The following is a 25,972-nucleotide window of genomic DNA, read 5'->3' on the forward strand; positions in this document are numbered from 1 at the left end:
TTTGCCACATTCCCAGAGGGGTGAAAATCCATTATTCTGCCTGTGACTTCTCCTTGAAGTTGCCAGTAGTAGTACCGTGTTTGTTTTACGCATTATTTTCCTTCTACATTTGGGCTCGTCACACATCACCCCACGTGTCACGAGCCCTTTTCTTTTTCTGATAATGCCCTAGAGAGCGACTGTTCTCTACCCGAACCCACTGAATCCACCCTGTCAATGAGAATTCCCCCTGTCCGAAAGAGTCGGATCATACGCCTCCCAGCCTGAGGCAGCGCGCTGCTTCCTGTATAATCCTTTTTATTCCCTTCATACTTTGAAAGCATTTTTTCATGGAAGCAGAACACGTCAACGCTCTCACCCACCAGCTCGGCGATCTGGATAGCCGGGCAGCAGAACTGCGGAGGTATCTTTGACTTCGATACCCAGAAAACACGCCTGACCGAGCTTAACCGGCTGACGGAAGATCCCGCTGTCTGGGATGACAACAAGCGTGCCCAGGAATTGGGGCGCGAAAAAAAAATCCTGGAAAGCGTGGTCATCAACCTGGAAACAATTTCCCGCCAGCTACAGGATGCGCGGGAGCTGTTCGAGATGGCGGAAGAAGAGGATGACGATGCCACTCTTCAAAGCGTGGCGCGCGACATCAGTCATTTGGAAAAAGCAGTGTCGGACATGGAATTCCGACGCATGTTTTCCAATCCCATGGATACGAATAACTGCTTCGTGGATATCCAGTCGGGCTCGGGCGGCACTGAAGCGCAGGACTGGGCTGCCATGTTGGAGCGCATGTACTTGCGTTATTGCGAGCGCCGCGGTTACCAGGTGGAAGTAATGGAAGAATCGCCGGGAGAAGTGGCGGGAATCAAGAGCGCGAGCCTCAAAATATCGGGGGAGTATGCCTATGGCTACCTTCGGACCGAAACCGGCGTTCACCGCCTTGTCCGCAAATCCCCATTCGATTCCGGCAATCGCCGTCACACCTCGTTTGCAAGCGTATTCGTCTATCCGGAGGTGGATGAAACCATCGAAATCGACATTAACCCGGCGGACCTGCGGGTTGATACCTTTCGTGCTTCCGGGGCGGGTGGACAGCACATCAACAAGACTGACTCGGCAGTCCGGATTACACATAACCCTACCGGTATCGTCGTTCAATGCCAAAGCGGTCGTTCCCAGCATCGTAATCGCGCGGATGCGATGGCGATGCTGAAATCGCGCCTTTATGAAGCGGAACTGCGCAAACGCAATGAGGAAAAGCAGGCGATAGAAGATACGAAAACCGATATCGGCTGGGGACATCAGATCCGCTCCTATGTGTTGGACCAGGCGCGCATCAAGGACCTGCGAACGGGGGTGGAAAGCGGCAACACCCAGGCTATCCTCGACGGGGATCTGGATGATTTTATCGAAGCAAGCTTGAAACAAGGCGTATAAAAGGACCGATCGGAGATGGATGAGGCTTTAGAGAAAGATTCGGAGGAAACGAATCGGTTTCAGGCAGAGATCAGGCTCGTCGAGGAGCGGCGAGCAAAACTGGATGCGCTGCGTGCAACGGGCAATGCCTTTCCCAATGACTTTCCCCGCGAACATTTTTCGGCGGACCTTCATAACACGTATAGCGAACACTCCACCGAAACACTGGAGGCAGAACCGGTACCCGTGCGCGTGGCTGGCCGGATGGTCCTCAAGCGGGTCATGGGCAAGGCAAGCTTTGCCACCCTGCAGGATATGCGCGGTCGCATCCAGCTTTACATTGCAAAGGATGTAGCGGGCGACAGCGCTTATGGCGCATTCAGGCATTATGATCTTGGGGACATATTGGGTGCGGAGGGTACACTGTTTCGGACCCGCACCGGGGAGTTGTCGGTACGGGTGACAAACCTGAGATTGCTCACGAAATCGCTGCGCCCACTGCCGGAAAAATTTCATGGTCTGAGCGACCAGGAGCAGAAGTACCGCCAGCGCTATCTCGACCTCATCACGAATGAAAGCAGTCGCAAGGTGTTTATCGCGCGCTCCAGGATCATCCAGGCCATCCGCGAATTTCTGGTCGGGCATGGCTATCTGGAAGTCGAAACGCCCATGATGCATCCTATCCCGGGGGGGGCGGCTGCACGCCCTTTCATCACGCATCACAACGCGCTGGACATGCAGTTGTATCTGCGTATCGCACCCGAGCTTTATCTCAAGCGTCTGGTAATAGGCGGATTGGAAAAAGTATTCGAAATAAACCGCAGCTTCAGGAATGAGGGGATTTCCACTCGGCATAACCCCGAATTCACGATGCTGGAGTTTTACGAGGCCTACCGGGACTATGCGTATCTGATGGATCTTACCGAAGCTCTGTTGCGGGAAGTAACGCTAAAGGTGCTGGGCGCTGCCAGCTTCACGTATCAGGAGCGCGAGCTGGATCTGGCCCAGCCCTTCGCGCGCCTGACCATCACCGAGGCTATCCGGAAATTTCATCCCGAATATACGGAGGCGCAGCTCGACGATCGTGCATTCCTGATCGACAAGTTGCAGGAACTCGGAATTCCTTATAAACCCGGGGACGGCGTAGGCGGATTACAGCTTACCCTGTTTGATGAAACTACCGAGCATCTGCTGTTCGACCCTACCTTCATTGTCGATTATCCGGCGGAAGTCTCGCCGCTTGCGCGTCGCAACGACAGGAATCCGGCAATAACCGACCGGTTTGAGCTCTATATAGCCGGGCGTGAGATTGCAAACGGATTCTCAGAGCTGAATGATCCGGAGGATCAGGCGGTGCGCTTCCTGGAGCAGGCAAGAGCCAAGGAAGCAGGCGATGCGGAAGCCATGCACTACGATGCCGATTATATCCGCGCCCTCGAATATGGCCTGCCTCCCACCGCCGGGGAAGGCATCGGCATCGATCGGCTGGTCATGCTCCTGACCAATAGCCCGAGTATCCGCGATGTCATTCTGTTCCCCCAATTGCGGCGGGAGGATTGAATCTCGATCGTTTTCGGCTGTCCAGGGCCTGTTTTTTGAAAGGCTGCGTAACAAATACACTCTTCAATCTACTCTTCAGGCAGCTGAACTGCTCCTGACCTCATCTGGCGGAGCTTGAGTTTTGCCTCAACAGCGCTGGATGCAGCATTCCCGGGCTTGCTTTCCCCAAGCTTGTCCGCATCGGGAAACGCATTTCATCCTTCGCCATCTTTTTCAGGGTGAACGATGAAACCATCTGCCTGAACCTTTTACTCCATTCCCTGCCAAAGTTTAGATACCATGCCCGGGTATTCGCAATCTGTGGAGCAAAATGAAGGTTCATCGAATTCGCATTGAGAAAATTCGGAACACATTACAAACCCTTGCAGGTGGGGCGCGGGCGCGAGCAAGTGACGAAAGGCAGGCCATTCCGAGGAATATGACAGCTAAGGGGGTGTAACAATTAAGGGAATTTGACAACCGAAGGGATTTGACATATACCCCTATAGGGTATAAAGTTTGGCTGACCGTTTTGGAGACGCCATCATGAGTTCTCTTACTCTCAGGCATATCGAACTGCCCATCGAAGGCATGACTTGTGCAGCATGCGCGACCCGGATCGAAAAAAACCTCAACAAGCTCCCCGGTGTCCAGGCAGCAGTAAACTTCGCCAACGAAAAAGCCCGGATCGAATTTGACACTTCGGCCACTCAGCCGCAAGACCTGGTCCACTCCATTGAAAAAGCAGGTTTTCATGTCGCCCCTCAGTCGGTGCAATTGCAAATCACTGGCATGACCTGCGCGGCATGCAGTGGGCGGATCGAGAAGGCATTGAGCAAGCTTCCCGGTGTTGCCGCCTCCGTCAATCTGGCAACTGAAACAGCGCATGTCAGTTACAACCCCGCCATGGAAACGGTGGAAGATATCATCAACGCTGTCGTCAAAACCGGCTATGGCGCCCGGGAACTCAGCGATACCAGTCGTGCCGAAGAGAAAGCCCGCAAGCTGGCTGCCTATCAGGCGGAGCTTCGCATGTTCTGGATTTCCGTGGCACTCAGCGCGCCGCTGCTGGTGCAGATGGGGCCGATGTTCTGGGGCGGTGAGATGGAACTGCTGCCGCGCTGGCTCCAGTTGCTGCTGGCCACGCCGGTACAGTTCTGGATAGGCAAGCGCTTCTATGTGGGTGCCTGGCACGCATTGCGGGGTGGTGGCGCGAATATGGATGTACTCGTCGCGCTGGGCACCAGCATGGCTTATCTTTTCAGCGCGATGGTCACTTTGCTGGGGTTGGATCAGCATGTCTATTTCGAAGCGAGCACGGCCATCATCACTCTGGTGCTGCTCGGAAAATTGATGGAAGCGCGTGCCAAAAGCAGGACTTCCGCCGCCATCGAGGAACTTGTCAAGCTGCAACCCAGGACCGCGCGTGTGGAGCGCAACGGCGAGATCATCGAGGTGGACGTGAGTACGCTCGAGGTGGGGGATATTTTTCTGGTGCGCCCGGGCGAGAGCCTGCCGGTAGACGGCGTCGTCCTCGAAGGCGCATCCAGCATAAACGAAGCGATGCTGACGGGGGAAAGCCTCCCCGTGGCGAAGCAGGCCGGCGCCACGGTATACGCCGCCACTGTAAACCAGCAGGGCATGCTGAAATGCCGCGCTACGGGCGTCGGCGCACATACCCAGCTCGCCGCCATTATTCGCCTGGTTGAGGAAGCCCAAGGCTCGAAAGCGCCTATCCAGCGCCTCGCGGACACCATATCCGGTATCTTCGTGCCAATCGTGACTGCCATCAGCGCCCTGACTTTTATCCTGACATGGTGGCTGGCGGGCAACTTTGTCCCGGCCCTGGTCAGCGCCGTGGCGGTACTGGTGATCGCCTGTCCCTGCGCCCTTGGACTGGCGACCCCGACCGCCATCATGGTAGGCGTGGGCCGCGGCGCGCAGAGCGGCGTACTGGTCAAGAATGCCGCAGCGCTCGAGCATGCCGGAAAAATCGAGACGCTCATCCTGGACAAGACAGGGACGCTCACCGAAGGGAAACCAGCGCTTACAGATGTCGTTACTGCCGGATCCTTTACAGAACGAGAACTGATGCGTGTTGCGACGGCCCTTGAACAGGGTTCGGAACACCCTCTGGCAAAAGCAGTCATGGAACATGCCAGCAAAACGGGTATTCAACCGGAATCTGTAACGAATTTTCAGGCTGTCACCGGCAGCGGCATCACTGGCAATATTGGCGATACCGGGTATATTCTCGGCTCACCTGGATTCCTGCGGGAACACGGGGCGCGGATTGATGAGAACGCGGTATCCGCTCTCCAGTCCGAAGGCAAGACGGTTATAGGTCTTGCCGCCGTGAAGACGCCTTCTGACAAGGAATCCGCCGAGGTGCTGGGCTATCTCGCCATCGCCGACCAGCTCCGGATAACTTCAGCACGGGCGGTGGCGCGATTAAAAGCGATGGGTATCGAGGTTGTGATGCTCACCGGCGACAATGCGCCAACCGCGGCTGCAATCGCAGGGCAGGCGGGGATAACCGCGTATCGGGCCGAAGTGCTGCCGCAGGACAAGGCTGCAGAGGTGGGCAAGTTGAAGGAAAGTGGCAAAGTTACGGGCATGGTGGGCGATGGAATCAATGACGCGCCCGCACTGGCAATGGCTGACGTAAGTTTTGCCATCGGCGCGGGTTCGGATGTTGCGATCGAGGCAGCCGACATCACCCTCATGCGCGATGATTTGATGAGTGTGGTCGACGCCATCTCGCTTTCGCGCAGGACATTGGGAAAAATCCGGCAGAACCTTTTCTTTGCCTTTTTCTACAATGTCCTGGGCATCCCGCTTGCAGCAATGGGTCTGCTCAACCCTGTCATTGCAGGTGCGGCGATGGCAATGAGCTCGGTGTCGGTGGTAAGCAATTCGCTGTTGTTGAAGCGCTGGCGTGCCAGTGCCTGAGCTTCAGCACCTGATGAGAGGCTAATAACCTCAGCCAACCAAAGGAGGCAGGAAATGCAAGCAGAAGTCGTAAAAATCAAAGGAATGACCTGCATGGGCTGTGTCAATAGCGTGAAGAATGTGCTGGAAAAGATACCTGGCGTGAGCAATGCAAATGTCTCTCTGGAACAGCAGCAGGTGACCATCGAGTATGATGCTTCCAGGGCTCATACCGATCAATTCAGAGAGGCGATCAAGGATGCGGGCTTTGAAGTCGAAAACTGAGAAGAAACCTTGCCACATGCCCACTGCGGTGGTACAGCCGGATAAGGAAGCGTTGATAAAACGCCTCAACCGCATCGAGGGTCAGGTACGCGGCGTGGCGAAAATGATCACTGAAGACCGTTATTGCGTCGACATTCTGAACCAGGTATCCGCGCTTCAGTCCGCGCTCGACGCTGTGGCGATGCGTCTCCTTGAAAATCATACGCATGGCTGCATGCAGAGCGCGATCAAGTCGGGAGACGGAGACGCAGCAATCGATGAGCTGATGACGGTGGTGCGCAGATTCGCCCGCTAGCGTATTTCCGATCGAGGATAATTTTTTATTGCAACGGTCGCAATCCCTTACAAGAAGAACTTCTCACAATGAGTCCTCCTATCCTCGTTAAATCAGCCCTGATCGTCCTGCTGTTCATTGGGTTGCCTGCTATAGCCCGCGAGATTCCGGACACAACGGAAGAACGTGTGAAGGCATGCATCATTTGTCATGGCCCGGAAGATAAAAAGGGTAGAGATGAATATTACCCTCGCATCGCCGGCAAACCGGAAGGCTATCTCTTCAATCAGTTACGGAATTTTCGGGATGGCCGCCGTCACTACCGGCCCATGGCCCTGCTGCTCGAAGGGCTGCCCGATGGCTATCTGTGGGAGATGGCCGAATATTTCTCCTCGCTAAAACAAGCCTTTCCCCCACCGGAACCAATGCGGGCTTCATCGCCCAAAGTCAAAATAGCGCGCAAACTGATCGATCATGGTGACGCAGGCCGGAATATACCGGCCTGCGTCGGTTGCCACGGCAAGGATTTGATGGGAATAGCACCGTTTATTCCCGGCCTTCTTGGCCTACCGCGCGTATATATCATGGCCCAGTTCGGCAACTGGCAGCATGGAGCGCTGATGCGCGGACGAACGCCCGACTGCATGTCGGAAATAGCAAAGAAGCTTACCACCGAAGAGGTAAGCGCTGTCGCCATGTGGCTGGCCGCGCAACCTGTTCCGGATTCGGAAGAGAGGCATGCAGGCGCGGGAGTAGAACTACCCAAAAGGCTGGCAAGACGCTGCGCCAGCATCATTCCACAAGCGAACTCTCCCAAATGAGATACGGCTTCGTCACAATCCTGATCGCCGGGTTTACCGGCCTGAGCATTTTGCTGGTCCCCCCCGTTACGCTGTCACCCGCAGCTGAAAAGCCGGAGGTAGCGGGGATACGCGATACTGCCGAAATCGAGGCGCAACGAGCACGCGGTGCTTATCTGGCCCGCATTGGGAACTGTCTAGGTTGTCACACGGCCTATAGCGGACTCCCATACGCTGGAGGACACCTCCTCGATACTTCGATCGGCGTATTCATCACGCCTAATATCACATCTGATAAAGAAACGGGTATCGGCCTCTGGAGCGAGGAAGATTTCTGGCGGGCTCTCCATAATGGGAGGGGGCGCGATGGAAATCTCCTGTACCCGGCATTTCCGTATTCGGAATATACCAAGGTATCGCGCGAAGATTCCGATGCCATCTTTGCCTACCTTCAATCACTTCCACCCGTGAGGCAGCGCAATGCGCCCAACCGCATCAATTTCCCCTTCAACTGGCGTCCACTGCTGCAGGTCTGGCAGCTTATTTATTTTTCTCCCGGCATATATCTTCCCGATACGCTGCAGGATGACGAATGGAACCGGGGGGCCTACCTCGTGCAGGGGCTCGGGCATTGCAACGCATGTCATACCCGGCGCAACTTGTTGGGAATAAGCAAAGGAGATATCCTGGGAGGAGGTCAGCTGATGGGTTCAAACTGGTATGCGCCATCACTGACTTCCCTGCAGGAAGCCAGTACCGCGGATTGGCCGATCGAAGACATTACGCGATTGCTGAAAACCGGATCCGCTTCGCGGGCTGTAACTACCGGACCGATGGCGAATGTCGTCAGCCAGAGTCTCCAGTTCCTGACAGAAGACGACGCACGGGCGGTGGCGAAATATTTGAAGTCTTTGCCCGAAACCGAGCCTCGCTCCCGTGGAACCGCCCCTCCTCTTACCGAAGAAGTCGACAAGCAGCTTAAAAAAGGGGGACAGATTTACGAAACCTATTGCCAGGACTGTCATGGAAATCTGGGGGAAGGTGCCCCGGGAAGCTATCCGGCGCTTGCCGGCAACCGTGGGGTGACAATGGCATCCCCGACCAACGCGATCCGCAGCGTTCTCAATGGCGGATATGCTCCTGTCACCGAGGTCCAGCGGCGTCCCTACGGAATGCCGCCATTTGCGCAAGTGCTACCCGACAAGGAGATTGCACTGGTGCTATCGTATATCCGTAACTCATGGGGCAACCGGGGAAGCCTCGTTACCCCGGAACAGGTGGACCGAAGCCGAAAAGGCGCACAGTAGAACGCGTCGGCGAGTCCACCTCGGCATTATCAGTGAGTCGATGAAATATCCGGCCTAGCCACAGTAACCGTTGGCCTGGAACCAGTTCATTGCATCCTCGAGCGCAGCCGCAGCCGGGCGATAGCGATAACCCAGTTCTCTTACCGCCTTGTCGCTGGAGTAGAACATCTTTTTCTTTGCCATGGAGACGCTGTCCACGGTAGCGCGCGGTTCAACCTTGGTAACGGTGGACATTTTTTCCATCAACCAGGCAGCGGGCACCATCAGCTTGACGGGAAGGCCAAGCCGCCTGATCCGCCTGCCTCTTATCTCATCGATTTTCTGCAGAATCTGCAGCAAGGTCATGTTTTCCCCCCCGAGGATGTAACGTTCGCCGGGTTTTCCATGCTTGTATGCCAGCAGATGGCCTTCAGCGATATCGTCAGCGTGCACGATATTCAAGCCGGTATTCACGTATGCCGGCATTCGATTGCGCAATGTATCCACCACGAGGCGGCCGGTGGGGGTTGGCTTGATATCACGCGGTCCTATCGGCGTGGAAGGATTGACTATGACCATGGGTAGGTCATGTTCCCGTGTCATCTGCTGAACAATTTCTTCAGCCATGAATTTCGATCGCTTGTAGTGTCCGCACATCGATCCCAGGCTGGAAGGCGTATCTTCGTCGGCAGGAACGCCATTTTCAGCCGTCCCCAGGGTCGCCACACTGCTGGTATAGACCATGCGTTTCATTCCAGCTTCGGCGGCTGCAAGAACCAGTGCCCGGGTTCCCTTTACATTGATTTCGTACATGGTATCCGGATTGGGTACCCACAGGCGGTAGTCTGCCGCCACATGAAACAAGTTATCGCACCCGGCGACCGCCCGTTTCAGCGAGGAAGCGGAACGCAAATCACCCTCCGAAATTTCAACGGGCAACTTATCAAGATTTCGCCGGTCGCTTCCCGGGCGGACAAGACAGCGCACCTCATGGCCCGCTTCCAGTAAACAGCGCGTTACTGCGGAGCCGACAAATCCATTGGCTCCGGTTATTAAAGACTTAGTCATATCTGACCCTTTCGACGTCTGGATTCGGGGGGAACCTGCGAGCAATCACTCGCTTCGTTGTCGTTCAGCGATGAATGCTGCTCCTGTCAGAGCCCACCACAGTTCGCAATGATCGAGGATCAGATGGCGGCGGACTCGAATCCGCAGAGGCGTTGCCTCGGGATGTTGCGCACTTACACAGCCTTCCATTTGAGGAAGAAGTAAAGTTCTTTATACGGGAATTCTGGATAATTCAGCAATAGATCATTATGTCTGAACCAGAACAAACGAAGCGTTACAAAGAACAAAATGCGATCAACAGTATAAAATCTCTCTTCGCTCCACCTGCCAATCCCCTTCAACTAGCTGCGGCTGGCCAGGTGCTTTTCCACATCTTCCTTACTGAAACCCAGGGCAGCCGCAACCCGATCCGCATGACTCACCCGGGAAACACCCGGAATCAGTCGATAGGTCGGGCCCTGCAGCGAAAATTCACCCTGGAGATAGCGGCCTATCCCCTTGTCCTGCAAGCGCTCGCATAGCTCGTGGTTATGGGTAACCAGCAAGGTGCTTGCGCCAAGCTTGTAAAAACCAGCGAGAACGTACTCCGAGAGATCCATCTTCTCTTCGAATGTCGTTCCCTCCGAAAGCTCATCCAGCACGACGAGACTGCGCGGCGTGGAATTGAAGAAAATTTCGCGCGTGCGTTTCAACTCGTGGCCAAAGCGCCCCATGCCCTCATCCAGATGGCCGGGGTCCGGTACCTGGTAGAAAACATGCTCAGCCAGCACCAGCCACCCGGCAGCGGCGGGAATATAGCAACCTATCTGTCCCAGCAGTTGAATCTGGACGACTGTCTTGCAATACGCAGTTTTGCCGCCGCTGTTGGGTCCGGTAATGACCAGCAAGCGGCCGGCATCATCGAGCGAAACATCATTCGGCACATAATTGGAGTTGGTCCTCGCGAGTACGGGATTCCGCGCTTCCCTGACTTCCAGGGTGTGCCGCTCGCTTTCCGATATTTCCGGCAAAGTCATCTTGCCGCCGAAGGCTGCCGAATAGCGATGGAAGGATAGCAGTTCGTCGAGCATTCCCAGCACATCCACCAATCGTGCCAGTTCAGGGCTGTGCTTGAACAGCTTGCGCAGTGGATAGATGACAGTATCGCGATCGGAGGCGGCAATTGCGATCAGAACAACGGGTAAAATCGGCACTGCCAGCACAAGTATCCCATAGCCGAGATAAGCGATGCCGAAACTCGCCATTAACCCCTGAAAAAAATAAAGCGCCGCACCGAGCGCAGCCACAGCGAAAAATACCGGAATCGGCTTGAACATGGAGGGCGTGAAGCGCGAAAGCGGCAGATAGTGCGGTTTTTCTTCCCGGGTCTTGAATTTTCCTTCCGAGACATAGACCGGGCCGCGCATCAGAGAATAAATCCTCGATTTGCCAAAGTCGCGAACAGCCTGAAATAGCTCCCGGAGATAAGCACTTTGCGGCTGAGGTAGATTTTCCATCGTCTCGACCATGTCGATTGCAAATCCCGTGCCATCGATGAACTGGTGGTAGCCGTAACCGCTGAATTCCATTTCATCTTTACCGCCCCTGGAATTGTCTATGGCAATTCCCCCGGTAAAAGTACCGTAGAGTAAATGATAAAGAGACCGTTCTCCCCCTTTCATCGTATCGACGAAGTGCTGAAGCGCTTCACGAAGCATTGAATTTGACGCAAGTTCCCTTACTGCTTCCTGTTTCTTCTGAATCAGCGCCGCATCTGTCTCTGGTCGCGCAAGCGAGCGATAGAGCACGGATTGCCCCGCATGAGTAATAGCGTGATTGACCGAATCGAATAACTCATCGGCTTCGATTGCATCGAACGTTTTCGCATCCAGTACACTGTAGTCGTCTTCCTTCGGCCGGCTGTCTCGAATACCGCTGGGCTTCTGTCCACTGGAGAGAACAGGTTTTTGATTCCAGTATGAATTGGGAGCAGAGGGCGAATTCATGATCAGGTTATGTTGGAGTGATCAATTTCCGGGATAAGATTGGCAGCCTTTCTGAAATGAGGGATGCCCGGAGGAGAAGGCAGGGGCCTGAAAAGCAGTTTACGGCAGTGTAGCATCCCTTTGGTGGAAGGGCTGCTTCGACTGCGTGCCCATCGCTGTGCATGGCCACCTTTGACGTTTCAGTGAGAAAAGGCGATATCTTCCACTGAAAATCTACCACCGGGGCAGCCGCCCGTCAATGCGCGGCGAGCGGTGACTGGAGGGGACCCGGGGATTGGGGTCGAAACAGCGCATCGTTCACCTCCTTCAAATCCTCCTCGTCCAGTTCTCCCGCCTCTGCCTTCAACCGCAAACGTGACATGAGAAAATTGTAGCGCGCCTGCGCGAGATCCCGCCGCGCGGAATAATACAATTGCTGGGCATTCAGCACGTCCACCTCGGTTCTGACGCCTACTTCCTGGCCAAGTTTGGTGGAATCGACCTGGCTCTGACTGGATACCAGCGCCTGCTTCAGCGCCGTTACCTGTGCAATGCCGTTGGTGACATTGAGATACTGCTGGCTTACCTGCAGTACGCTGTTGCGGCGGGTATTGTTCAGGTCCTGCAACACCTTTTCCTGGATAGCCACTGCTTCGCGCACGCGCGACTGCACGGCAAAACCCTGAAACAGCGGAAAGCTGAGCTGTACCCCGATTTCTTTTGAGGTCAGATCAATGGGACGCCCTGTGATCGTACCCCCCACCCCTTTCTGGTCGCTGTATATCGCAACGAGATCGAGCGTCGGATAATGCCCCGCCTGAGCCCGTTCAACGTCCTTCTTTGCAATCTCGTACACCGCCTCCTGGACCTTCAGCGCGAGATTGTTCTGTTCGGCCACGCTGATCCAATCCTGCATCCTGGGGTACTTCAGCGTAAGCAGGTCGGAGGGTGTCTCCGTGGGATGGGCCAGATCTTCCGGTATCCGCCCGATGATCTGTTCGAGCGTTCTTTTACGCACTTCAAGTTCATTCAGTGCGCCTATTTCCAGCGCAGCCGTCAGATCGAAACGCGCCTGAGCTTCATGAGTATCGACGATGGTAGCAGTCCCGACTTCGAAGTTGCGCTTTGCCTGTGCAAGTTGCTCGCTGATGGCTTTTTTCTGCGCCTCTGCAACCTCCACGTTTACTTCCGCCAACAGAATATCCAGATATGCCTGCGCTACCCGCAGGATCAGATCCTGCGCCGCCATGATGAACTCCGAATCGGCCTGTGCAACCTGAAGCTTCGATTGTTCGTAGATCGCGAAATTCTCCTTGCGATAGATCGGCTGAGTGGCGGTAATGGTCAGGCTCTGGTTATCGATGACAACTTCGGAAGGCCTGACGGCCACCCCCGTTCCAGTCGCGGTTCCAGTTCCGCCGATTCTTTCTATATCGATCCACTGCCGGCGGCGCACACCCGCCAGCGTTACCGTGGGCAGCAGACCCGCCCGGCCCTGGGGCAGCTTTTCCTGGGCAGCCTGGTGCGTGAAGCGGGCTGCGCGAAACTGCGCGTCATTTTCCAACGCTTCATGATAGATGTCCATCATGTCCGCAGCTCGCAGCGGAGTGCTCAGCGCTCCGATAAACAGGAGCGCATGGACGTACGGCGCAATCTTGGATTTAGTTCCGGATTGCCTTGCGCTGCGTGAAAGGAACATCTTCGTTGACTACAGTTAAAGATAGACGGATAGCTATAGGAGAGTACCCCTGGATACGTCGCGTGGACGGCAATCCTGAAGTGCGGGCCGAAAGATCAGAATGTAAATCTTGCCGGCTGCTTCGCATTTCTGAGTGGCGCAATACAGGTTTCGAACAGGCCGACCGTGCTATACGCGCCCCCGCGCCCGTTTTCCTCCTGGGCCACGCAAGTAACCAGAAGAGCCTGCATTACCGGTGGATCGCCCACTACAGCAAAGAGACGCCCGCCGGTTTTAAGGCTTTTCTGAAATCCCTCCGGCAGCACCGGAGTGGATCCGGTCAGGACGATAACGTCATAGGGACCGTGCTGGCCCCAGCCGCGGGCAGCATCGCCATTTTCTATCAGAACGTTGGCAATCTGGTGGTTCCGCAGGTTTTTTTCGGCCATGGCTGCCAGTTCCGGCACAATCTCCACGCTATGGACAAACTTCCCCTTTTTAGCAAGCAGCGCAGTCAGGTAGCCACTGCCGCTCCCTACCTCCAGAATTCTGTCAGTATTATTGATTCTCAACTCCTGCAGAATCCGCGCCTCAACCTTGGGGGCAAGCATTACCTCGCCGTATCCCAGCGGAATTTCCATATCGACGAATGCAAGTGAACGGTAAGCTGCCGGGACAAATTCCTCGCGCCGCAGCTCGAACAATAGTTGGAGAACCTCCTGATCCAGCACTTCCCACGTGCGAATTTGCTGCTCCACCATGTTATACCGGCTTTGTTCGAGATCCATATCCAACCATCTGCTCCTATATGAAATGTCATAACAAACTTGCAATTATTCCACATTTCCGTTAGCTTCACAGCAGCAGCTAGGGGTCCGTTTCCGCGAGCACTCGGAAACTGGTGAGAGAGTCCCTCATGGAACCCGCGGATAAGTACATTGCATATCATGCTTATTCGATGGTTCCTCTACCTGACACGGATAATGCCGCCGTAGGGAAGCTGGGAATCGGGTTGTCCGGTCGTCCCGCTCCTTTATGGCACTCAAGGAGCGTAATATGAATGCAACAGTTTCAAGCGCGGTCCAAAGTTCGCTGCCTTTTTCGGGCAAGACTGCGCAAGTTGACGAAGGCACGGTCAAACCTCTGCCCCGGTCACAAAAAACCTACCTGAGCGGTTCCCGCCCGGATATCCGGGTTCCCATGCGTGAAATCAGCCAGTCCGATACGCCCGCCAGCATGGGAGCGGAAAAAAATCCGCCCATTTATGTCTATGATACTTCCGGTCCTTATACCGACCCGGCAATCAAAATTGACATTCGCGCCGGCTTGGCGCCGCTGCGCGAAAAGTGGATAGATGAGCGCGGAGATACGGAGATCCTCTCGGGTCCTGCCTCCATCTATGGCAGGCAACGTCTGAACGATCCGCGTCTCGCCGAACTGCGCTTTGACTTGAAACGCAGTCCCCGCCGCGCCAGAGCTGGAGCAAACGTGACACAAATGCATTATGCCCGAGGCGGCATCGTCACCCCGGAAATGGAATTCATTGCCATACGGGAGAATCAGCGGTGCGAGCATTTGGCCGATCAACAGCGGGAAATGCTTGCGCGCCAACACCCGGGCCAGGATTTCGGCGCGTTTCTGCCGCGCCACATCACGCCGGAGTTCGTACGCGACGAGGTCGCCAGGGGACGCGCAATCATTCCCGCCAACATCAATCATCCCGAATCCGAACCCATGATCATCGGGCGCAACTTTCTGGTGAAAATCAACGCAAATATCGGTAATTCGGCACTAAGCTCAAGTATCCAGGAAGAAGTGGAAAAGATGACATGGGCGATACGCTGGGGAGGGGATACCGTAATGGATCTCTCCACGGGAAAAAACATTCATGAAACGCGCGAATGGATCATACGCAACAGTCCCGTTCCCATCGGCACGGTGCCGATCTACCAGGCCCTGGAAAAAGTAAATGGCAAGGCCGAAGATCTGACCTGGGAAATTTTTCGCGATACCCTGATAGAGCAGGCTGAACAGGGGGTGGACTATTTCACCATTCATGCCGGCGTACGGCTCGCCTATGTTCCGATGACCGCAAAACGGCTCACCGGTATCGTTTCCCGCGGCGGATCGATCATGGCGAAGTGGTGCCTTGCCCACCACAAAGAGAGTTTCCTGTATACGCAATTCGAGGAAATCTGCGAAATCATGAAGGCTTACGATGTGAGCTTCTCCCTCGGCGACGGATTGCGGCCCGGTTCAATATACGATGCGAATGATGAAGCGCAGTTTGCGGAGCTGAAAACCCTCGGTGAACTGACGCAGATTGCCTGGAAGCATGATGTGCAGGTGATGATCGAAGGCCCCGGCCATGTTCCCATGCATCTCATCAAGGAGAACATGGATATGCAGCTGAAATACTGCGCCGAAGCCCCGTTCTATACGTTGGGGCCGCTCACTACCGACATCGCTCCCGGGTACGATCATATTACCTCTGCCATCGGCGCTGCCATGATCGGCTGGTACGGTACCGCGATGTTATGTTATGTGACCCCCAAGGAGCATCTCGGCCTGCCGGACAAGGATGACGTCAAGGATGGCATCATCACCTATAAAATCGCTGCCCATGCCGCAGACCTGGCAAAAGGACACCCCGGCGCCCAATTACGCGACAATGCTCTATCCAAAGCGCGCTTCGAGTTTCGCTGGGAAGATCAGTTCAACCTTGGCCTCGATCCCGACAAGGCAAGGCAATTCCATGATGAAACTCTGCCGCAGGAAGGCGCGAAGCTCGCCCATTTCTGTTCGATGTGCGGTCCGCATTTCTGCTCAATGAAAATCACACAGGATGTACGCGACTTTGCGGCAAGCAAAGGTGTCAGCGACCAAGAGGCCCTGGAAAAAGGCATGGAAGAAAAAGCGAGTGAATTTGTAGCAAGGGGAACCGAGATTTACAGCAAGGTGTAAGCGACATGACAGCCGGCTTGTGCCGGCTTGCCGTTGAAAAAGCAAAAGAGGAAGGCGGCAGGAGAATGCGGGCGAGATTCCATTGCCAGGACCTTCTCCTGCACGTTTCCCCCAAAAGCGTCGCAAGTATTCTCAAACCGAAGCGGTTTGATGCGATAATATCGAAAAAATAAACAGCCGCGGCTCGGCGTTACTTCTCTACTGGATATCCATTGCCTGTATTCCTTGGTAACACCATGGTTCATCCCCGTTCGTTCCCGGTTCCCCGCGGTCTCCCGGCTTCTGCCGGATAATCTGGAATGGACTGGTTTCTTCTCCTCAAGGGGCTCATCCTTGGCATAGTCGAAGGTCTGACGGAATTTCTCCCGATTTCGTCCACGGGCCACCTGATTCTGGTCAGCGACCTGCTCAACTTCAATGACGAAAAGGGCAAGGTATTTACCATCGTCATTCAGCTTGGCGCGATTCTGGCGGTATGCTGGGAATATCGCGTCAAGCTGCGCCATGTAGTGACGGACATCGGATCCCGCCAGGACGCAAACCGCTTTGTGTTGAATCTCTTGATCGCGTTTCTGCCCGCCGCAATTCTGGGTTTGCTGTTCATCAAAACCATCAAGCAATACCTGTTTCATCCGGTACCGGTCGCGCTGGCATTCATAGTCGGCGGCCTTCTAATTCTTTGGGCCGAGCGCCGGCCACATGTGGTGGACGTGGAACGGGTCGAAGACATGGACTGGAAGCATGCCTTGAAGGTGGGATTGGCTCAGTGCCTGGCGCTCATACCCGGCACTTCGCGCTCGGGCGCCACCATCATTGGCGGCCTCTTCTTCGGCCTGTCGCGCAAAGCCGCTACTGAATTTTCATTTTTCCTCGCGATTCCGGTTATGTTCGCGGCGACTTTTTATGATCTTTACAAGAATCGCGATATCCTTCATCTGGATGATGCGAGCGTGTTCGCGATCGGGTTCGTGGCATCCTTTATCAGCGCTCTCCTGGCGGTACGAGGTTTACTCCGCTTTGTCAGCCAGCATGATTTCTCCGTTTTTGCCTGGTATCGCATCGGGTTCGGGATTATCGTCCTGATTACGGCCTACTCCGGGATGGTTCAGTGGTCGGGGTAAGAAGCATTCCTTTCCAATGAGTTTTGCTCATGCACTGACGCTCTCCATTATTTTCCAGGTTATTGTCACCGCGATAAGCACGTTCTGAACTTCTCTAGGGTCAGGATGAACAGGAGGTTCTAACTCAGAGCGATGGAAACGAAAGGCCCTCAACTCTGCACCCAAGGTAGTCCCGCCGCCTTCCAACCGCCCTTGGTACCGCGATGGCCGGTTGCATCTTTCTCACCTTCGAATCCTTCGAGAACGTTGTAGCAATTCGTATACCCCAGTTCGGAAGCAGTAGCTGCGGCCTGATGCGAGCGCCCTCCCGTACGGCAGATGAACATGACCAGCGATTCCTGATCTACCTGGCTGGAAAGATAGTTGATGAAATCAGGGTTGGAACGCATTCCCGGATAAGACTGCCATTCGATTTCCACTGCACCGGGAATTCTTCCTACCCAATCCCATTCCGCGCGTGAACGCACATCCACCAGTTTCGCAGCCGGCGCTTCCTGGAGCAGGGTAAGCGCCTCGGCTGGTAACAGTGCCCCTTGGTAGGGCAGGTCCATTTCCTCGGCGCGCTTATGCGCCCTTTCGAGTATTGCAGTAATTGTTTCGGTTTCCATATGTTTACCATGACACGAATGAAATAATATGTAATGGTAATCGATTTTCAGCCATCTGGATGCCTGGAAAACTTCAATCGAGGGACAGGATGCAACAAACCCTGTCTCCTCCAACTTGCGGTATTTTATTGCTGAGGGAATGGCCACTCCCCTCCTGGGATATAATATCAATTCTGCAAATTCCCTTTATATGGGGACACTCCGCTTTTTAAAAGGAAGGCGCTTTCGCACGCTTGCATATTGATATGGTTTGGAGACTGAAATGGCGGTAGCCGATGTTCTGAAAATGATTCAGGACAACGAAGTCAGATTCGTTGATCTACGATTTACCGATACCCGCGGTAAAGAACAGCATGTAACCCTGCCCGCTCACGCCGTCGATGCGGACAAACTGGAGGACGGTCATACATTCGATGGCTCTTCCATCGCCGGCTGGAAGGGCGTGCAGGCGTCGGATATGCTCCTGATACCGGATACCGGTACTGCCCGGATGGATCCGTTCATGGACGAGGCCACCTTGTTCATCACCTGCGATGTGGTGGAGCCTGCGGATGGGAAGGGTTACGACCGGGATCCCCGTTCCCTGGCAAAACGCGGCGAAGCCTACCTCAAGTCGACCGGGATCGGCGATACCGCGTTTTTTGGTCCGGAGCCTGAATTCTTCATTTTTGATTCCGTAACCTGGCACGCCGACATGTCCGGCTGTTCCGTAAAAATCGAGTCGGAAGAAGCAGCCTGGAGTTCGGGAGTAAAATATGAGGGTGGCAATATCGGGCATCGTCCTGGTATCAAAGGGGGCTATTCCCCGGTTCCCCCGATCGATTCCTTGCACGACATCCGGTCGGCGATGTGTCTTGCACTTGAGGAAATGGGTATCGAAGTTGAAGTGCACCACCACGAAACGGCGACTGCCGGCCAGTGTGAAATAGGCACCAAGTACAGCAGCCTGGTGAAGCGTGCCGACTGGACGCAGGTATTCAAATACGTGGTGCACAACATTGCCCGCTCGTATGGAAAAACCGCCACCTTCATGCCAAAACCCATTGTAGGTGACAATGGCTCCGGGATGCATGTGCACCAGTCGATCTGGAAAGGCGGACGAAACCTGTTTTCCGGAAACGGGTATGCCGGGCTTTCGGAAATGGCAATGTATTATATTGGCGGAATCATCAACCATGCCAAGGCATTGAATGCCATTACCAACCCGGGGACCAACTCGTACAAGCGCCTCGTTCCAGGCTTTGAAGCACCCATCAATCTTGCATATTCCGTAAGTAACCGTTCGGCCGCTATCCGCATTCCTTATGCCAACAACCCCAAAGGCCGCCGGATCGAGGTGCGCTTCCCCGACCCTACCGCGAACCCTTACCTTGCATTTACTGCCATGCTGATGGCGGGGCTGGATGGAATCCAGAACAAGAGTCACCCGGGCGATCCGATGGACAAGAATCTCTACGACCTTCCACCCGAGGAGGCTGCCAGAATTCCCAATCCTTGCGCTTCCCTGGATGAAGCACTGGACAGCCTGGATAAGGATCGTAATTTCCTCACTCGCGGCGGGGTGTTTTCGAATGATATGATAGATGCCTACATCGAACTCAAGATGGAAGAAGTTACGCGCTTCCGGATGACGACGCACCCGGTCGAATTCGATATGTACTACAGCTTGTGAGCACTGTTTCTCACGCTCGGACCGCTCATGCTGTTTCATTGATCAGGACATAATATCCGATGAAAATTCTTTTTGTTACATTGCTCGCGCTGCCAATGCTCATGCTTGCCGGGTGTGGTCAGAAAACAGCGAAGGACGCGGAGAAACCGGGTGGGCAGCAGGCGCAACTGCCGGATGAGTTTACTTCCGAGAAGCAAATGCCATCAGTGCTGGAAGAAAGCCTCAGCCCGGAAGAGAAGTCTGCAATATTGAAAGAAATCATGCCGGCCGGGTCTGAGAGCGATTCCACACCCGAGGAAAAATTCCTGCAGTTGAAAAAAGACGCGGAGGCTGGCGATCCCAAAGCCCAGACCGGCCTCGGCGTTATGTACTATACGGGTGAAGCGATATCCAAGGATGCTTCGGGCAAAATCCTGAGTAATGACCCCGCTACCGCCGCCGCCTGGTTTCATCGCGCAGCTGAGCAGGGCTATGCGGATGCGCAATTCAACCTGGGGTTGCTGTATGCGAACGGCGAGGGGGTTCCTAAAGATTCCGTCAAGGCGTTCGGGCTGTTTCAAAAAGCGGCTGAACAGGGCAATGTTGACGCGCAAAATAACGTGGGGGTGATGTATTATTCGGGTGAAGGCGTGCCTAGAGACGAAGCCAAGGCGAAAGAATGGTTCAAGAAAGCCGCGGCCCAGGGTAATGCCGATGCCCAGGCAAACCTGGATGTAATGAAATAAGAGCTTGGCTGTTTGTTTTGAAAATCGGGCATCTCCGTAATGCAAGGGCCGTATTACGGTGTGTTACCACAGAGGGTGGTTATTCGTCATTATATCGGCATATTCGGTCAACCTTCGATAGCTCTGAGAGTTTCACTCCACAAGGACATAAGCAGATTCCTGTCCGGCTAGGTTGCTGTATTCCATCCTCTCACCCTCAAATCCTTACCATATAAAGGGAGTTGGTGACACCTTCAACAATTCAGATAATCAGCGCAGCGCTATTCGTGGTTGCACTCCTGCATACGTTTTCCACCAGATTTTTTGAGCGATTGGCAAACGCACGTCCCGCCCACGCGGGGATATGGCATTTATTGGGTGAAGTAGAAGTCGTGTTCGGCTTCTGGGCCATGATTCTCATACTGTTCATGTTTGCGGTGGAAGGTCGTGACAGCGCAATCCATTACCTGGATTCGCGTAACTTTACGGAACCCATGTTCGTCTTTGCGATCATGGTCGTCGCTGGAACAAAGCCGATCCTCCAGCTTGCCATGCTCTCGGTACGCGCCGTGGCGCAATTCATTCCGCTGTCACGCGCGATCGTTTTCTACTTTACGACGCTTTCCCTCGTTCCACTGCTCGGTTCCTTCATCACCGAACCGGCGGCCATGACGCTGGCTGCCCTGATTCTTCGGGACAATTACTTCTCGCGCGGAATTTCGCCCAAGCTTAAATATACTACGCTCGGGGTTCTGTTCGTCAATGTCTCCATCGGGGGCACCTTGACCTCCTTCGCTGCCCCTCCCGTGCTCATGGTGGCGGGGAAATGGGGATGGGACATCTGGTTCATGATATCCACGTTCGGTTGGAAAGCAGCTATCGTCGTGATAGTGAATGCGGCGAGCGCCACGTTGCTATTTCGCCGCGAATTGTCCCAAGGCGGGCTCGGGCAGAATTTATCTGATCGTGGAGAGAAAGCGCCAGGTCTTCTTGTAGCTGTGCACCTCATCTTCCTGATCGGAATAGTGACGTTTGCTCACCATCCTGCCGTCTTTATGGGACTTTTCCTGTTTTTTCTTGGCATCGCCCATGCATATCAAAAATATCAGAACCGGTTTATCCTGCGGGAGGGTTTGCTGGTGGCATTTTTCCTGGCCGGTCTGGTAGTGCTGGGCGGACAGCAGCAGTGGTGGTTGCAGCCGCTGTTGCTGGGAATGAGCAGCGAGGCAGTATTCTATGGCGCTACGCTGCTGACCGCAATAACGGATAATGCGGCCCTTACCTATCTTGGCTCGCTTGTAGAGGGGCTCTCAGATTCCTTCAAATATGCGCTGGTTGCAGGCGCGGTTACAGGGGGGGGACTCACGATCATCGCGAATGCGCCCAATCCTGCGGGAGTCGCCATTCTGCGTGATAATTTCGAGGACGGGACCATTCACCCGTTAGGTCTGCTGACAGCCGCAATACCCCCGACTATCGTGGCTCTCTTGGCATTCCGCTTGCTCTAGGGTCTGTTGACGTTTTGATCTAAGGTTTGTCATTAGGAAGAAAACTCGTATTGTTAAAGCTCTCATACAGTAACAACACGAGTTTTCGATGCCCCGATGCTCAGTGACGAGCATTGGTCGAAGCTGCATAAGATTCTGCTGCAGAAGACCATCTACGACAAGCCTGATCTGCGCATGACCGTCGAGGCCATGCTCTACCGGATACGCACAGGCTGTCCCTGGCGAGATCTGCCGCAGGCGTTTGGCTGCTGGAACAGAATTTACAAGCGCTTCAATGCCTGGTCTACCGCGGGCAAGTGGATCGAGATTTTCAAGGCGCTTGTGGTCGAACCTGACCTGGAGTGGGCTTTTATCGATGGCAGTTATGCCAAGGCACACCAGCATAGCTCGGCCGCCTCACGGGATGATGGATCCTTCCGGAACAACGGTCTGGAGCTACGATACCCAGGGCCGGATTATTGGAAAAACCCAGGTTGTGGATGGTGCCAGCCTGGTTACCAGTTACGTTTACGATGGCGATGGCCGGCTCGCCAGCCTCACCTACCCTTCGGGGGAAGTCATTAATTACAGCTGGTCCAATGGCCAGCTGACGGGCATTTTCCGGGGAACCTCCCTAATTGCTTCTGGAATCACCTGTCACCCGTTCGGGCCGGTCAAATCCTGGACGCTCGATAACGGGCAGAACATCGTCCGCAACTTCGACCTCGATGGGCGCATCACAAGCTACAGCCTTGGATCGCTTGCCTACGATGCGGCCTCCCGCATCACCGGCATATCCCGGGGCGGCATCAGTATCCTCGGCAACAGCAAGACTTACGGCTATGATGCCACGGATCGGCTGATTTCCTTTAGCGATGGAACCTCGGCCGAGACCTATGCTTATGATGCGTCCGGCAATCGGACTGGCCAGACCATCAACGGCATGGCCTACACCTACTCCGTGAGTTATGCCAGCAACCGCCTGGATGCGATGGCCGGTCCGGGAAGTTCCCTGCACTACAGCTATGATGCCAACGGCAGCTTGGTCAATGACGGCCAGAGGAGCTTTGGCTACGATGCCAGTGGACGCCTGAGTGAGGCGGTCGGCCTCGCAAGCTACAGTTTCAACGGACTGGGCCAGCGGGTCAAGAAAAATGCCGGTACGGTTATCATGTTTGTCTTTGACGAGGGCGGACAGTTGATCGGAGAATACGGCGCAGCAGGCAATCCCATCCAGGAAACCGTCTGGCTGGACGACGTTCCCCTGGCTGTCCTCAGGTACGGCACCACCTACTACATCCATACCGATCACCTCAACACCCCCCCGGCAGATTCATGATGCCATCGGGCAAGCAGTGTGGGTATAGGACATGGGACCTTTCGGCGCCAATCCGCCGAACCAGAACCCCTCAGGACTGGGAACGTTCAGCTACAATCTGAGATACCCCGGCCAGTATCATGATGCCGAAACTGGCCTGTACTACAACTACTTCCGGGATTACGATCCGAAGACGGGGCGCTATATCCAGAGTGATCCGATTGGGTTGGTGGGCGGGATTAATACCTACGCATATGTTGAAGGCAATCCGGTCAGCAAGGTTGACTCGACAGGTGAGTTTGCGATTGCGATACCCGCCACTCCAGCGGTTATCGAAGCAATTTCTTACGTTGGAAGTGCAGCGGCAGCGGCGTATGCTGCGCATAAAGTTACTCAACAATGTGATGATGATAATGATCGGTGCAATAAGGCAAAGAGCGATGCTCAAAGACGTTATCAAAAGTTGGTGAATAAACGCATTCCTCAGTACTTATCGGGTGGAACCAAGGGCCCTGATGAAAATTACTACGATTCGATACTTCAGCTTCAAGATGGGCTGAAGGACGCAATACGACGTGTACGGCTTTACTGCAAACCTCTGCCGCCTGATCTCTAACTTCTCAAGGCACCAATATTTCGAGCCTTCACCCCCACTTTAATCCTGCGCCAAGTTATACCGGGCCTGTCATCCAGGATTTTTGCACGTGTGAAATGGATAACTGTTCTTCCAACTACTGCTCAAGCTATCTGAAACAACGCTGCAACAAATCTGATCAATTTCATTAGATTGAGCTGAAACAGAGGTTTAAGAGACTTATCCACAACCTATCCCGGGTCTATCCCCGGTAACAGGGGAAAACGGCATGGTGTCATGGTCGGCTTCCCAGAAAACTCATCATTGGCGGAATTGACTGGCAGACTCCATGAATCCGGCAAGATTGCTTCGGCGGCGTGCGATGGACCTTGCGGCCTGCTGGAAGTGAAACTGAGCTGACGTCATCCCCAAAAACTGTAGCAGTTCTAAATTAGAGTAAAGTCGCCTTCTGGCTCCCTTATTGAAGGAGTATGAAGCGATGAAGAAATCCCGATTCACCGAGGTTCAAGTAGCGTATGCGTTGCGGCAGGCAGAGGCGATCTGGGCGCAAGCGAGGTCAGGCGATTGCGCCAGCTTGAGGAAGAGAATGCAAGGTTGAAACGGGTGGTGGCTGATCTGACCCTGCATGATCCGCTGGCTACCAATGTAAAACGTCAACAGACCCTAGGGAACCGCTGAACAAATCCCTTGCAAGCCCCGTCCCGTGGGGTTGCAGCAAAATCGAGCCTGGCCGATTTCGAACCGTATCTTCAATAACCTTCCGGGACAGATGCTTCGTTCTGCTTCAAGGCGCGCAAGCCGTCATTTTCGACACGTAACGCTTCGACCTCCTTATGCAGTCTTCCTATCGCCATATGTTCGCGCAACATGGTCGGCAGCGTAACGAGCGCTCCTATGAGCGCCCCCAGACCGAAGCAGACTGCGATCACAACGGCAAGCGATGCATCTGCACGCCAAAGCAAGAATATGACGCTTACCTCAACAGCGTTCTGAACCGCAAACGTGACAATGAGGAAAACGATGACGAGTGCTGCAATCAATTGCAATTGCATAACAACTCCTTTCCGGACACCCGTACCCGAATCGGGGAAAACTCCTTCGCCCCCGCAAGAAGCACGATATATCAAATACGAACGTGGAAGACCTGGCGGGCGATACCTGCTGGTTCCGGTTGTAAAAGGTGATGGAAAGAGAGCGTCCGAAGACTGGTCCGAACGCGATTCCGTACACTTGAATCAGCAAAAGGATGATTGAACAAAAGTGGCGCTATCCTCACGGCAAGCAGGCCACTTCACTCGCTAACCGCGTATTTTACGGGTGAACCCGGTTTCCAGCCATTTCTTGATACGATTGGCATCGCCAATCCGGGAATTCTTTCCCCAGGAATCGAGCAGCACGATTATGGTCGGCTTGCCTGTGATATTTGCATGCATCACCAGACAGCGCCCCGCCTCGCTGAGAAACCCTGTTTTGGATATCCCGATATCCCAACTGCTGCTCCTTACCAACCTGTTGGAATTGACGTAATTCAGGTTGCGGCTGCGTACCTTCCCCATGGATGCCACCTCGTGGGCAGCGGTCGTGGAAAATACGCGGATGAGGCGGTACCCGTGTGCCGCCTTGACCATCTTTGCCAGATCGCGGGCGGTGGAGACATTACCGCTGTTCAAGCCGGTCGAGTCAACGAAATAGGTGCTGCCCATTCCCAACTGGAATGCCTTGCGGTTCATGGCTGCAACAAACGCATTCAGGCCGCCGGGATAGGTACGTCCCAGCGCTGCAGCAGCGCGATTCTCCGAAGACATCAAGGCCAGCCGCAACAATTCTCCGCGGGTGAACTTCGTTCCTACCCTCAGGCGGGAACGGGTATACTTGATGACATCGACATCAGCCGAGTCGATGACTATTTCCTGGTTCAGCGGCAGTTTTGCATCGAGCACAACCATTGCGGTCATGAGTTTGGTAATCGAAGCAATCGGCATGACACTGTCTGCGTTCTTGTGGAAAAGAACCTGTCCCCGCTGTGGATCCACAACCAGCGCCGAGTTGGACCGGAGAGACAAGTCGGCCGGTTTTGCAAAAGCGCCTCCCATAAACGCAAGCGTGGCACAAACTACCAATATGGCGTTCTTCATTTGTCATTATCCAATGGAGTTGTCCGCCCTCCCTGCGGACTGGGCCTACCGCCGATAAAGTACCAAATATCACGAGCTAGGGAAAGAGCTATGTTCAGGGGGGCGCACACGGAGAGAATTTTTCTAGGAG

Annotated in this window: 22 protein-coding genes and 2 pseudogenes; 17 read left to right on the top strand and 7 right to left on the bottom strand. The window is 54.5% G+C overall.

Annotated elements, in window-relative coordinates; genetic code table 11:
* Positions 1-329 precede the first annotated feature (329 nt).
* The 7 genes from prfB to NMUL_RS11905 all read left to right on the top strand — a co-directional run bounded on the left by prfB (position 330) and on the right by NMUL_RS11905 (position 8,549).
* A protein-coding gene (prfB, locus tag NMUL_RS11870) for a peptide chain release factor 2 (protein WP_146063194.1) occupies positions 330-1,434 on the top strand; the annotation gives its coding sequence in 2 pieces (ribosomal slippage) (positions 330-410 and positions 412-1,434; 1,104 coding nt in all).
* 15 nt (positions 1,435-1,449) lie between these two features.
* Positions 1,450-2,973, top strand: a complete 1,524-nt coding sequence (gene lysS, locus NMUL_RS11875; protein ID WP_011381573.1) for a lysine--tRNA ligase — start codon at positions 1,450-1,452, stop codon at positions 2,971-2,973.
* Between the two features lie 525 nt (positions 2,974-3,498).
* A complete protein-coding gene (locus NMUL_RS11885) occupies positions 3,499-5,904 on the top strand; it encodes a heavy metal translocating P-type ATPase (protein ID WP_011381574.1) in 2,406 nt (801 codons plus the stop codon).
* Positions 5,905-5,958: 54 nt separating this feature from the next.
* On the top strand, positions 5,959-6,168 hold the full coding sequence (locus NMUL_RS11890; protein ID WP_041352593.1) for a heavy-metal-associated domain-containing protein: 210 nt from the start codon (positions 5,959-5,961) through the stop codon (positions 6,166-6,168).
* The gene (locus tag NMUL_RS11895) at positions 6,152-6,463 is read left to right on the top strand and encodes a metal-sensitive transcriptional regulator (RefSeq protein WP_272867645.1); all 312 of its coding nucleotides are present in this window, start codon (positions 6,152-6,154) and stop codon (positions 6,461-6,463) included. The genes NMUL_RS11890 and NMUL_RS11895 overlap by 17 nt, the downstream gene beginning before the upstream one ends.
* A 68-nt stretch (positions 6,464-6,531) precedes the next feature.
* Complete coding sequence (locus tag NMUL_RS11900) at positions 6,532-7,263, top strand: c-type cytochrome (RefSeq protein WP_011381577.1); 732 nt, start codon at positions 6,532-6,534, stop codon at positions 7,261-7,263.
* On the top strand, positions 7,260-8,549 hold the full coding sequence (locus NMUL_RS11905) for a c-type cytochrome (protein WP_011381578.1): 1,290 nt from the start codon (positions 7,260-7,262) through the stop codon (positions 8,547-8,549). The genes NMUL_RS11900 and NMUL_RS11905 overlap by 4 nt, the downstream gene beginning before the upstream one ends.
* Positions 8,550-8,603: 54 nt before the next feature.
* On the opposite strand, the gene hpnA is transcribed toward NMUL_RS11905, so the two are convergent.
* From hpnA to NMUL_RS11925, 4 genes are all read right to left on the bottom strand, one after another.
* Positions 8,604-9,596, bottom strand: coding sequence for a hopanoid-associated sugar epimerase (gene hpnA / locus NMUL_RS11910; RefSeq protein ID WP_011381579.1), 993 nt, complete (start codon positions 9,594-9,596; stop codon positions 8,604-8,606).
* A gap of 341 nt (positions 9,597-9,937) precedes the next feature.
* Positions 9,938-11,581, bottom strand: coding sequence for a MutS-related protein (locus NMUL_RS11915; protein WP_011381580.1), 1,644 nt, complete (start codon positions 11,579-11,581; stop codon positions 9,938-9,940).
* A 235-nt stretch (positions 11,582-11,816) separates the two neighbouring features.
* Positions 11,817-13,148, bottom strand: coding sequence for a TolC family outer membrane protein (locus NMUL_RS11920; RefSeq protein WP_238529815.1), 1,332 nt, complete (start codon positions 13,146-13,148; stop codon positions 11,817-11,819).
* A 206-nt stretch (positions 13,149-13,354) separates the two neighbouring features.
* Entirely contained in the window at positions 13,355-14,026 is a 672-nt protein-coding gene (locus NMUL_RS11925; protein WP_041352595.1) for a protein-L-isoaspartate O-methyltransferase family protein, read from the bottom strand.
* Positions 14,027-14,294: 268 nt separating this feature from the next.
* Here NMUL_RS11925 and thiC point away from each other — a divergent pair, with 268 nt between their 5' ends.
* Together thiC and NMUL_RS11935 are read left to right on the top strand one after the other, a co-directional pair.
* Complete coding sequence (gene thiC / locus NMUL_RS11930; RefSeq protein ID WP_011381583.1) at positions 14,295-16,202, top strand: phosphomethylpyrimidine synthase ThiC; 1,908 nt, start codon at positions 14,295-14,297, stop codon at positions 16,200-16,202.
* 299 nt (positions 16,203-16,501) lie between these two features.
* Entirely contained in the window at positions 16,502-17,323 is an 822-nt protein-coding gene (locus tag NMUL_RS11935; protein ID WP_011381584.1) for an undecaprenyl-diphosphate phosphatase, read from the top strand.
* A gap of 149 nt (positions 17,324-17,472) precedes the next feature.
* Here NMUL_RS11935 and NMUL_RS11940 read toward each other — a convergent pair whose 3' ends face one another.
* Positions 17,473-17,931, bottom strand: a complete 459-nt coding sequence (locus tag NMUL_RS11940; protein ID WP_041353247.1) for a rhodanese-like domain-containing protein — start codon at positions 17,929-17,931, stop codon at positions 17,473-17,475.
* 262 nt (positions 17,932-18,193) lie between these two features.
* Here NMUL_RS11940 and glnA point away from each other — a divergent pair, with 262 nt between their 5' ends.
* The 8 genes and pseudogenes from glnA to NMUL_RS15465 all read left to right on the top strand — a co-directional run.
* A complete protein-coding gene (glnA, locus tag NMUL_RS11945) occupies positions 18,194-19,603 on the top strand; it encodes a type I glutamate--ammonia ligase (RefSeq protein ID WP_011381586.1) in 1,410 nt (469 codons plus the stop codon).
* Between the two features lie 59 nt (positions 19,604-19,662).
* Positions 19,663-20,328 (top strand): tetratricopeptide repeat protein, encoded by a 666-nt coding sequence (locus tag NMUL_RS11950; protein ID WP_011381587.1) that lies wholly within the window; start codon positions 19,663-19,665, stop codon positions 20,326-20,328.
* Positions 20,329-20,552: 224 nt separating this feature from the next.
* The gene (locus tag NMUL_RS11955) at positions 20,553-21,815 is read left to right on the top strand and encodes a putative Na+/H+ antiporter (protein WP_011381588.1); all 1,263 of its coding nucleotides are present in this window, start codon (positions 20,553-20,555) and stop codon (positions 21,813-21,815) included.
* Between the two features lie 96 nt (positions 21,816-21,911).
* Positions 21,912-22,214 (top strand): annotated as a pseudogene (locus NMUL_RS15455) (transposase); the annotation flags it as partial.
* Between the two features lie 76 nt (positions 22,215-22,290).
* Complete coding sequence (locus NMUL_RS11960) at positions 22,291-23,133, top strand: RHS repeat protein (protein WP_167535588.1); 843 nt, start codon at positions 22,291-22,293, stop codon at positions 23,131-23,133.
* Positions 23,134-23,164: 31 nt separating this feature from the next.
* The gene (locus tag NMUL_RS15025; protein WP_011381591.1) at positions 23,165-23,728 is read left to right on the top strand and encodes an RHS repeat-associated core domain-containing protein; all 564 of its coding nucleotides are present in this window, start codon (positions 23,165-23,167) and stop codon (positions 23,726-23,728) included.
* A gap of 255 nt (positions 23,729-23,983) precedes the next feature.
* Complete coding sequence (locus NMUL_RS16535; RefSeq protein WP_258039188.1) at positions 23,984-24,106, top strand: hypothetical protein; 123 nt, start codon at positions 23,984-23,986, stop codon at positions 24,104-24,106.
* 79 nt (positions 24,107-24,185) lie between these two features.
* Positions 24,186-24,373: pseudogene (locus tag NMUL_RS15465) on the top strand (IS3 family transposase); the annotation flags it as partial.
* Positions 24,374-24,456: 83 nt separating this feature from the next.
* Here the strand turns inward: NMUL_RS15465 and NMUL_RS11965 are convergent.
* Both NMUL_RS11965 and pbpG read right to left on the bottom strand, forming a co-directional pair.
* Entirely contained in the window at positions 24,457-24,759 is a 303-nt protein-coding gene (locus NMUL_RS11965; protein ID WP_011381592.1) for a LapA family protein, read from the bottom strand.
* 246 nt (positions 24,760-25,005) lie between these two features.
* Entirely contained in the window at positions 25,006-25,842 is an 837-nt protein-coding gene (pbpG, locus tag NMUL_RS11970) for a D-alanyl-D-alanine endopeptidase (protein ID WP_011381593.1), read from the bottom strand.
* Positions 25,843-25,972: the final 130 nt, after the last annotated feature.

It is taken from the genome of Nitrosospira multiformis ATCC 25196 (assembly GCF_000196355.1).
In the GTDB taxonomy this organism is placed as follows: domain Bacteria; phylum Pseudomonadota; class Gammaproteobacteria; order Burkholderiales; family Nitrosomonadaceae; genus Nitrosospira; species Nitrosospira multiformis.

Excerpts from the sequence above, each read along its gene's own strand:
- lysS (WP_011381573.1), top strand. The coding sequence starts at position 1,450 with ATGGATGAGGCTTTAGAGAAAGATTCGGAGGAAACGAATCGGTTTCAG.
- NMUL_RS11885 (WP_011381574.1), top strand. The coding sequence starts at position 3,499 with ATGAGTTCTCTTACTCTCAGGCATATCGAACTGCCCATCGAAGGCATG.
- NMUL_RS11890 (WP_041352593.1), top strand. The coding sequence starts at position 5,959 with ATGCAAGCAGAAGTCGTAAAAATCAAAGGAATGACCTGCATGGGCTGT.
- NMUL_RS11900 (WP_011381577.1), top strand. The coding sequence starts at position 6,532 with ATGAGTCCTCCTATCCTCGTTAAATCAGCCCTGATCGTCCTGCTGTTC.
- NMUL_RS11905 (WP_011381578.1), top strand. The coding sequence starts at position 7,260 with ATGAGATACGGCTTCGTCACAATCCTGATCGCCGGGTTTACCGGCCTG.
- hpnA (WP_011381579.1), bottom strand. The coding sequence starts at position 9,596 with ATGACTAAGTCTTTAATAACCGGAGCCAATGGATTTGTCGGCTCCGCA.
- NMUL_RS11915 (WP_011381580.1), bottom strand. The coding sequence starts at position 11,581 with ATGAATTCGCCCTCTGCTCCCAATTCATACTGGAATCAAAAACCTGTT.
- NMUL_RS11920 (WP_238529815.1), bottom strand. The coding sequence starts at position 13,148 with ATGATGGACATCTATCATGAAGCGTTGGAAAATGACGCGCAGTTTCGC.
- NMUL_RS11925 (WP_041352595.1), bottom strand. The coding sequence starts at position 14,026 with ATGGATCTCGAACAAAGCCGGTATAACATGGTGGAGCAGCAAATTCGC.
- thiC (WP_011381583.1), top strand. The coding sequence starts at position 14,295 with ATGAATGCAACAGTTTCAAGCGCGGTCCAAAGTTCGCTGCCTTTTTCG.
- NMUL_RS11935 (WP_011381584.1), top strand. The coding sequence starts at position 16,502 with ATGGACTGGTTTCTTCTCCTCAAGGGGCTCATCCTTGGCATAGTCGAA.
- NMUL_RS11940 (WP_041353247.1), bottom strand. The coding sequence starts at position 17,931 with ATGGAAACCGAAACAATTACTGCAATACTCGAAAGGGCGCATAAGCGC.
- glnA (WP_011381586.1), top strand. The coding sequence starts at position 18,194 with ATGGCGGTAGCCGATGTTCTGAAAATGATTCAGGACAACGAAGTCAGA.
- NMUL_RS11950 (WP_011381587.1), top strand. The coding sequence starts at position 19,663 with ATGAAAATTCTTTTTGTTACATTGCTCGCGCTGCCAATGCTCATGCTT.
- NMUL_RS15025 (WP_011381591.1), top strand. The coding sequence starts at position 23,165 with ATGGGACCTTTCGGCGCCAATCCGCCGAACCAGAACCCCTCAGGACTG.
- NMUL_RS16535 (WP_258039188.1), top strand. The coding sequence starts at position 23,984 with ATGGTCGGCTTCCCAGAAAACTCATCATTGGCGGAATTGACTGGCAGA.
- NMUL_RS11965 (WP_011381592.1), bottom strand. The coding sequence starts at position 24,759 with ATGCAATTGCAATTGATTGCAGCACTCGTCATCGTTTTCCTCATTGTC.
- pbpG (WP_011381593.1), bottom strand. The coding sequence starts at position 25,842 with ATGAAGAACGCCATATTGGTAGTTTGTGCCACGCTTGCGTTTATGGGA.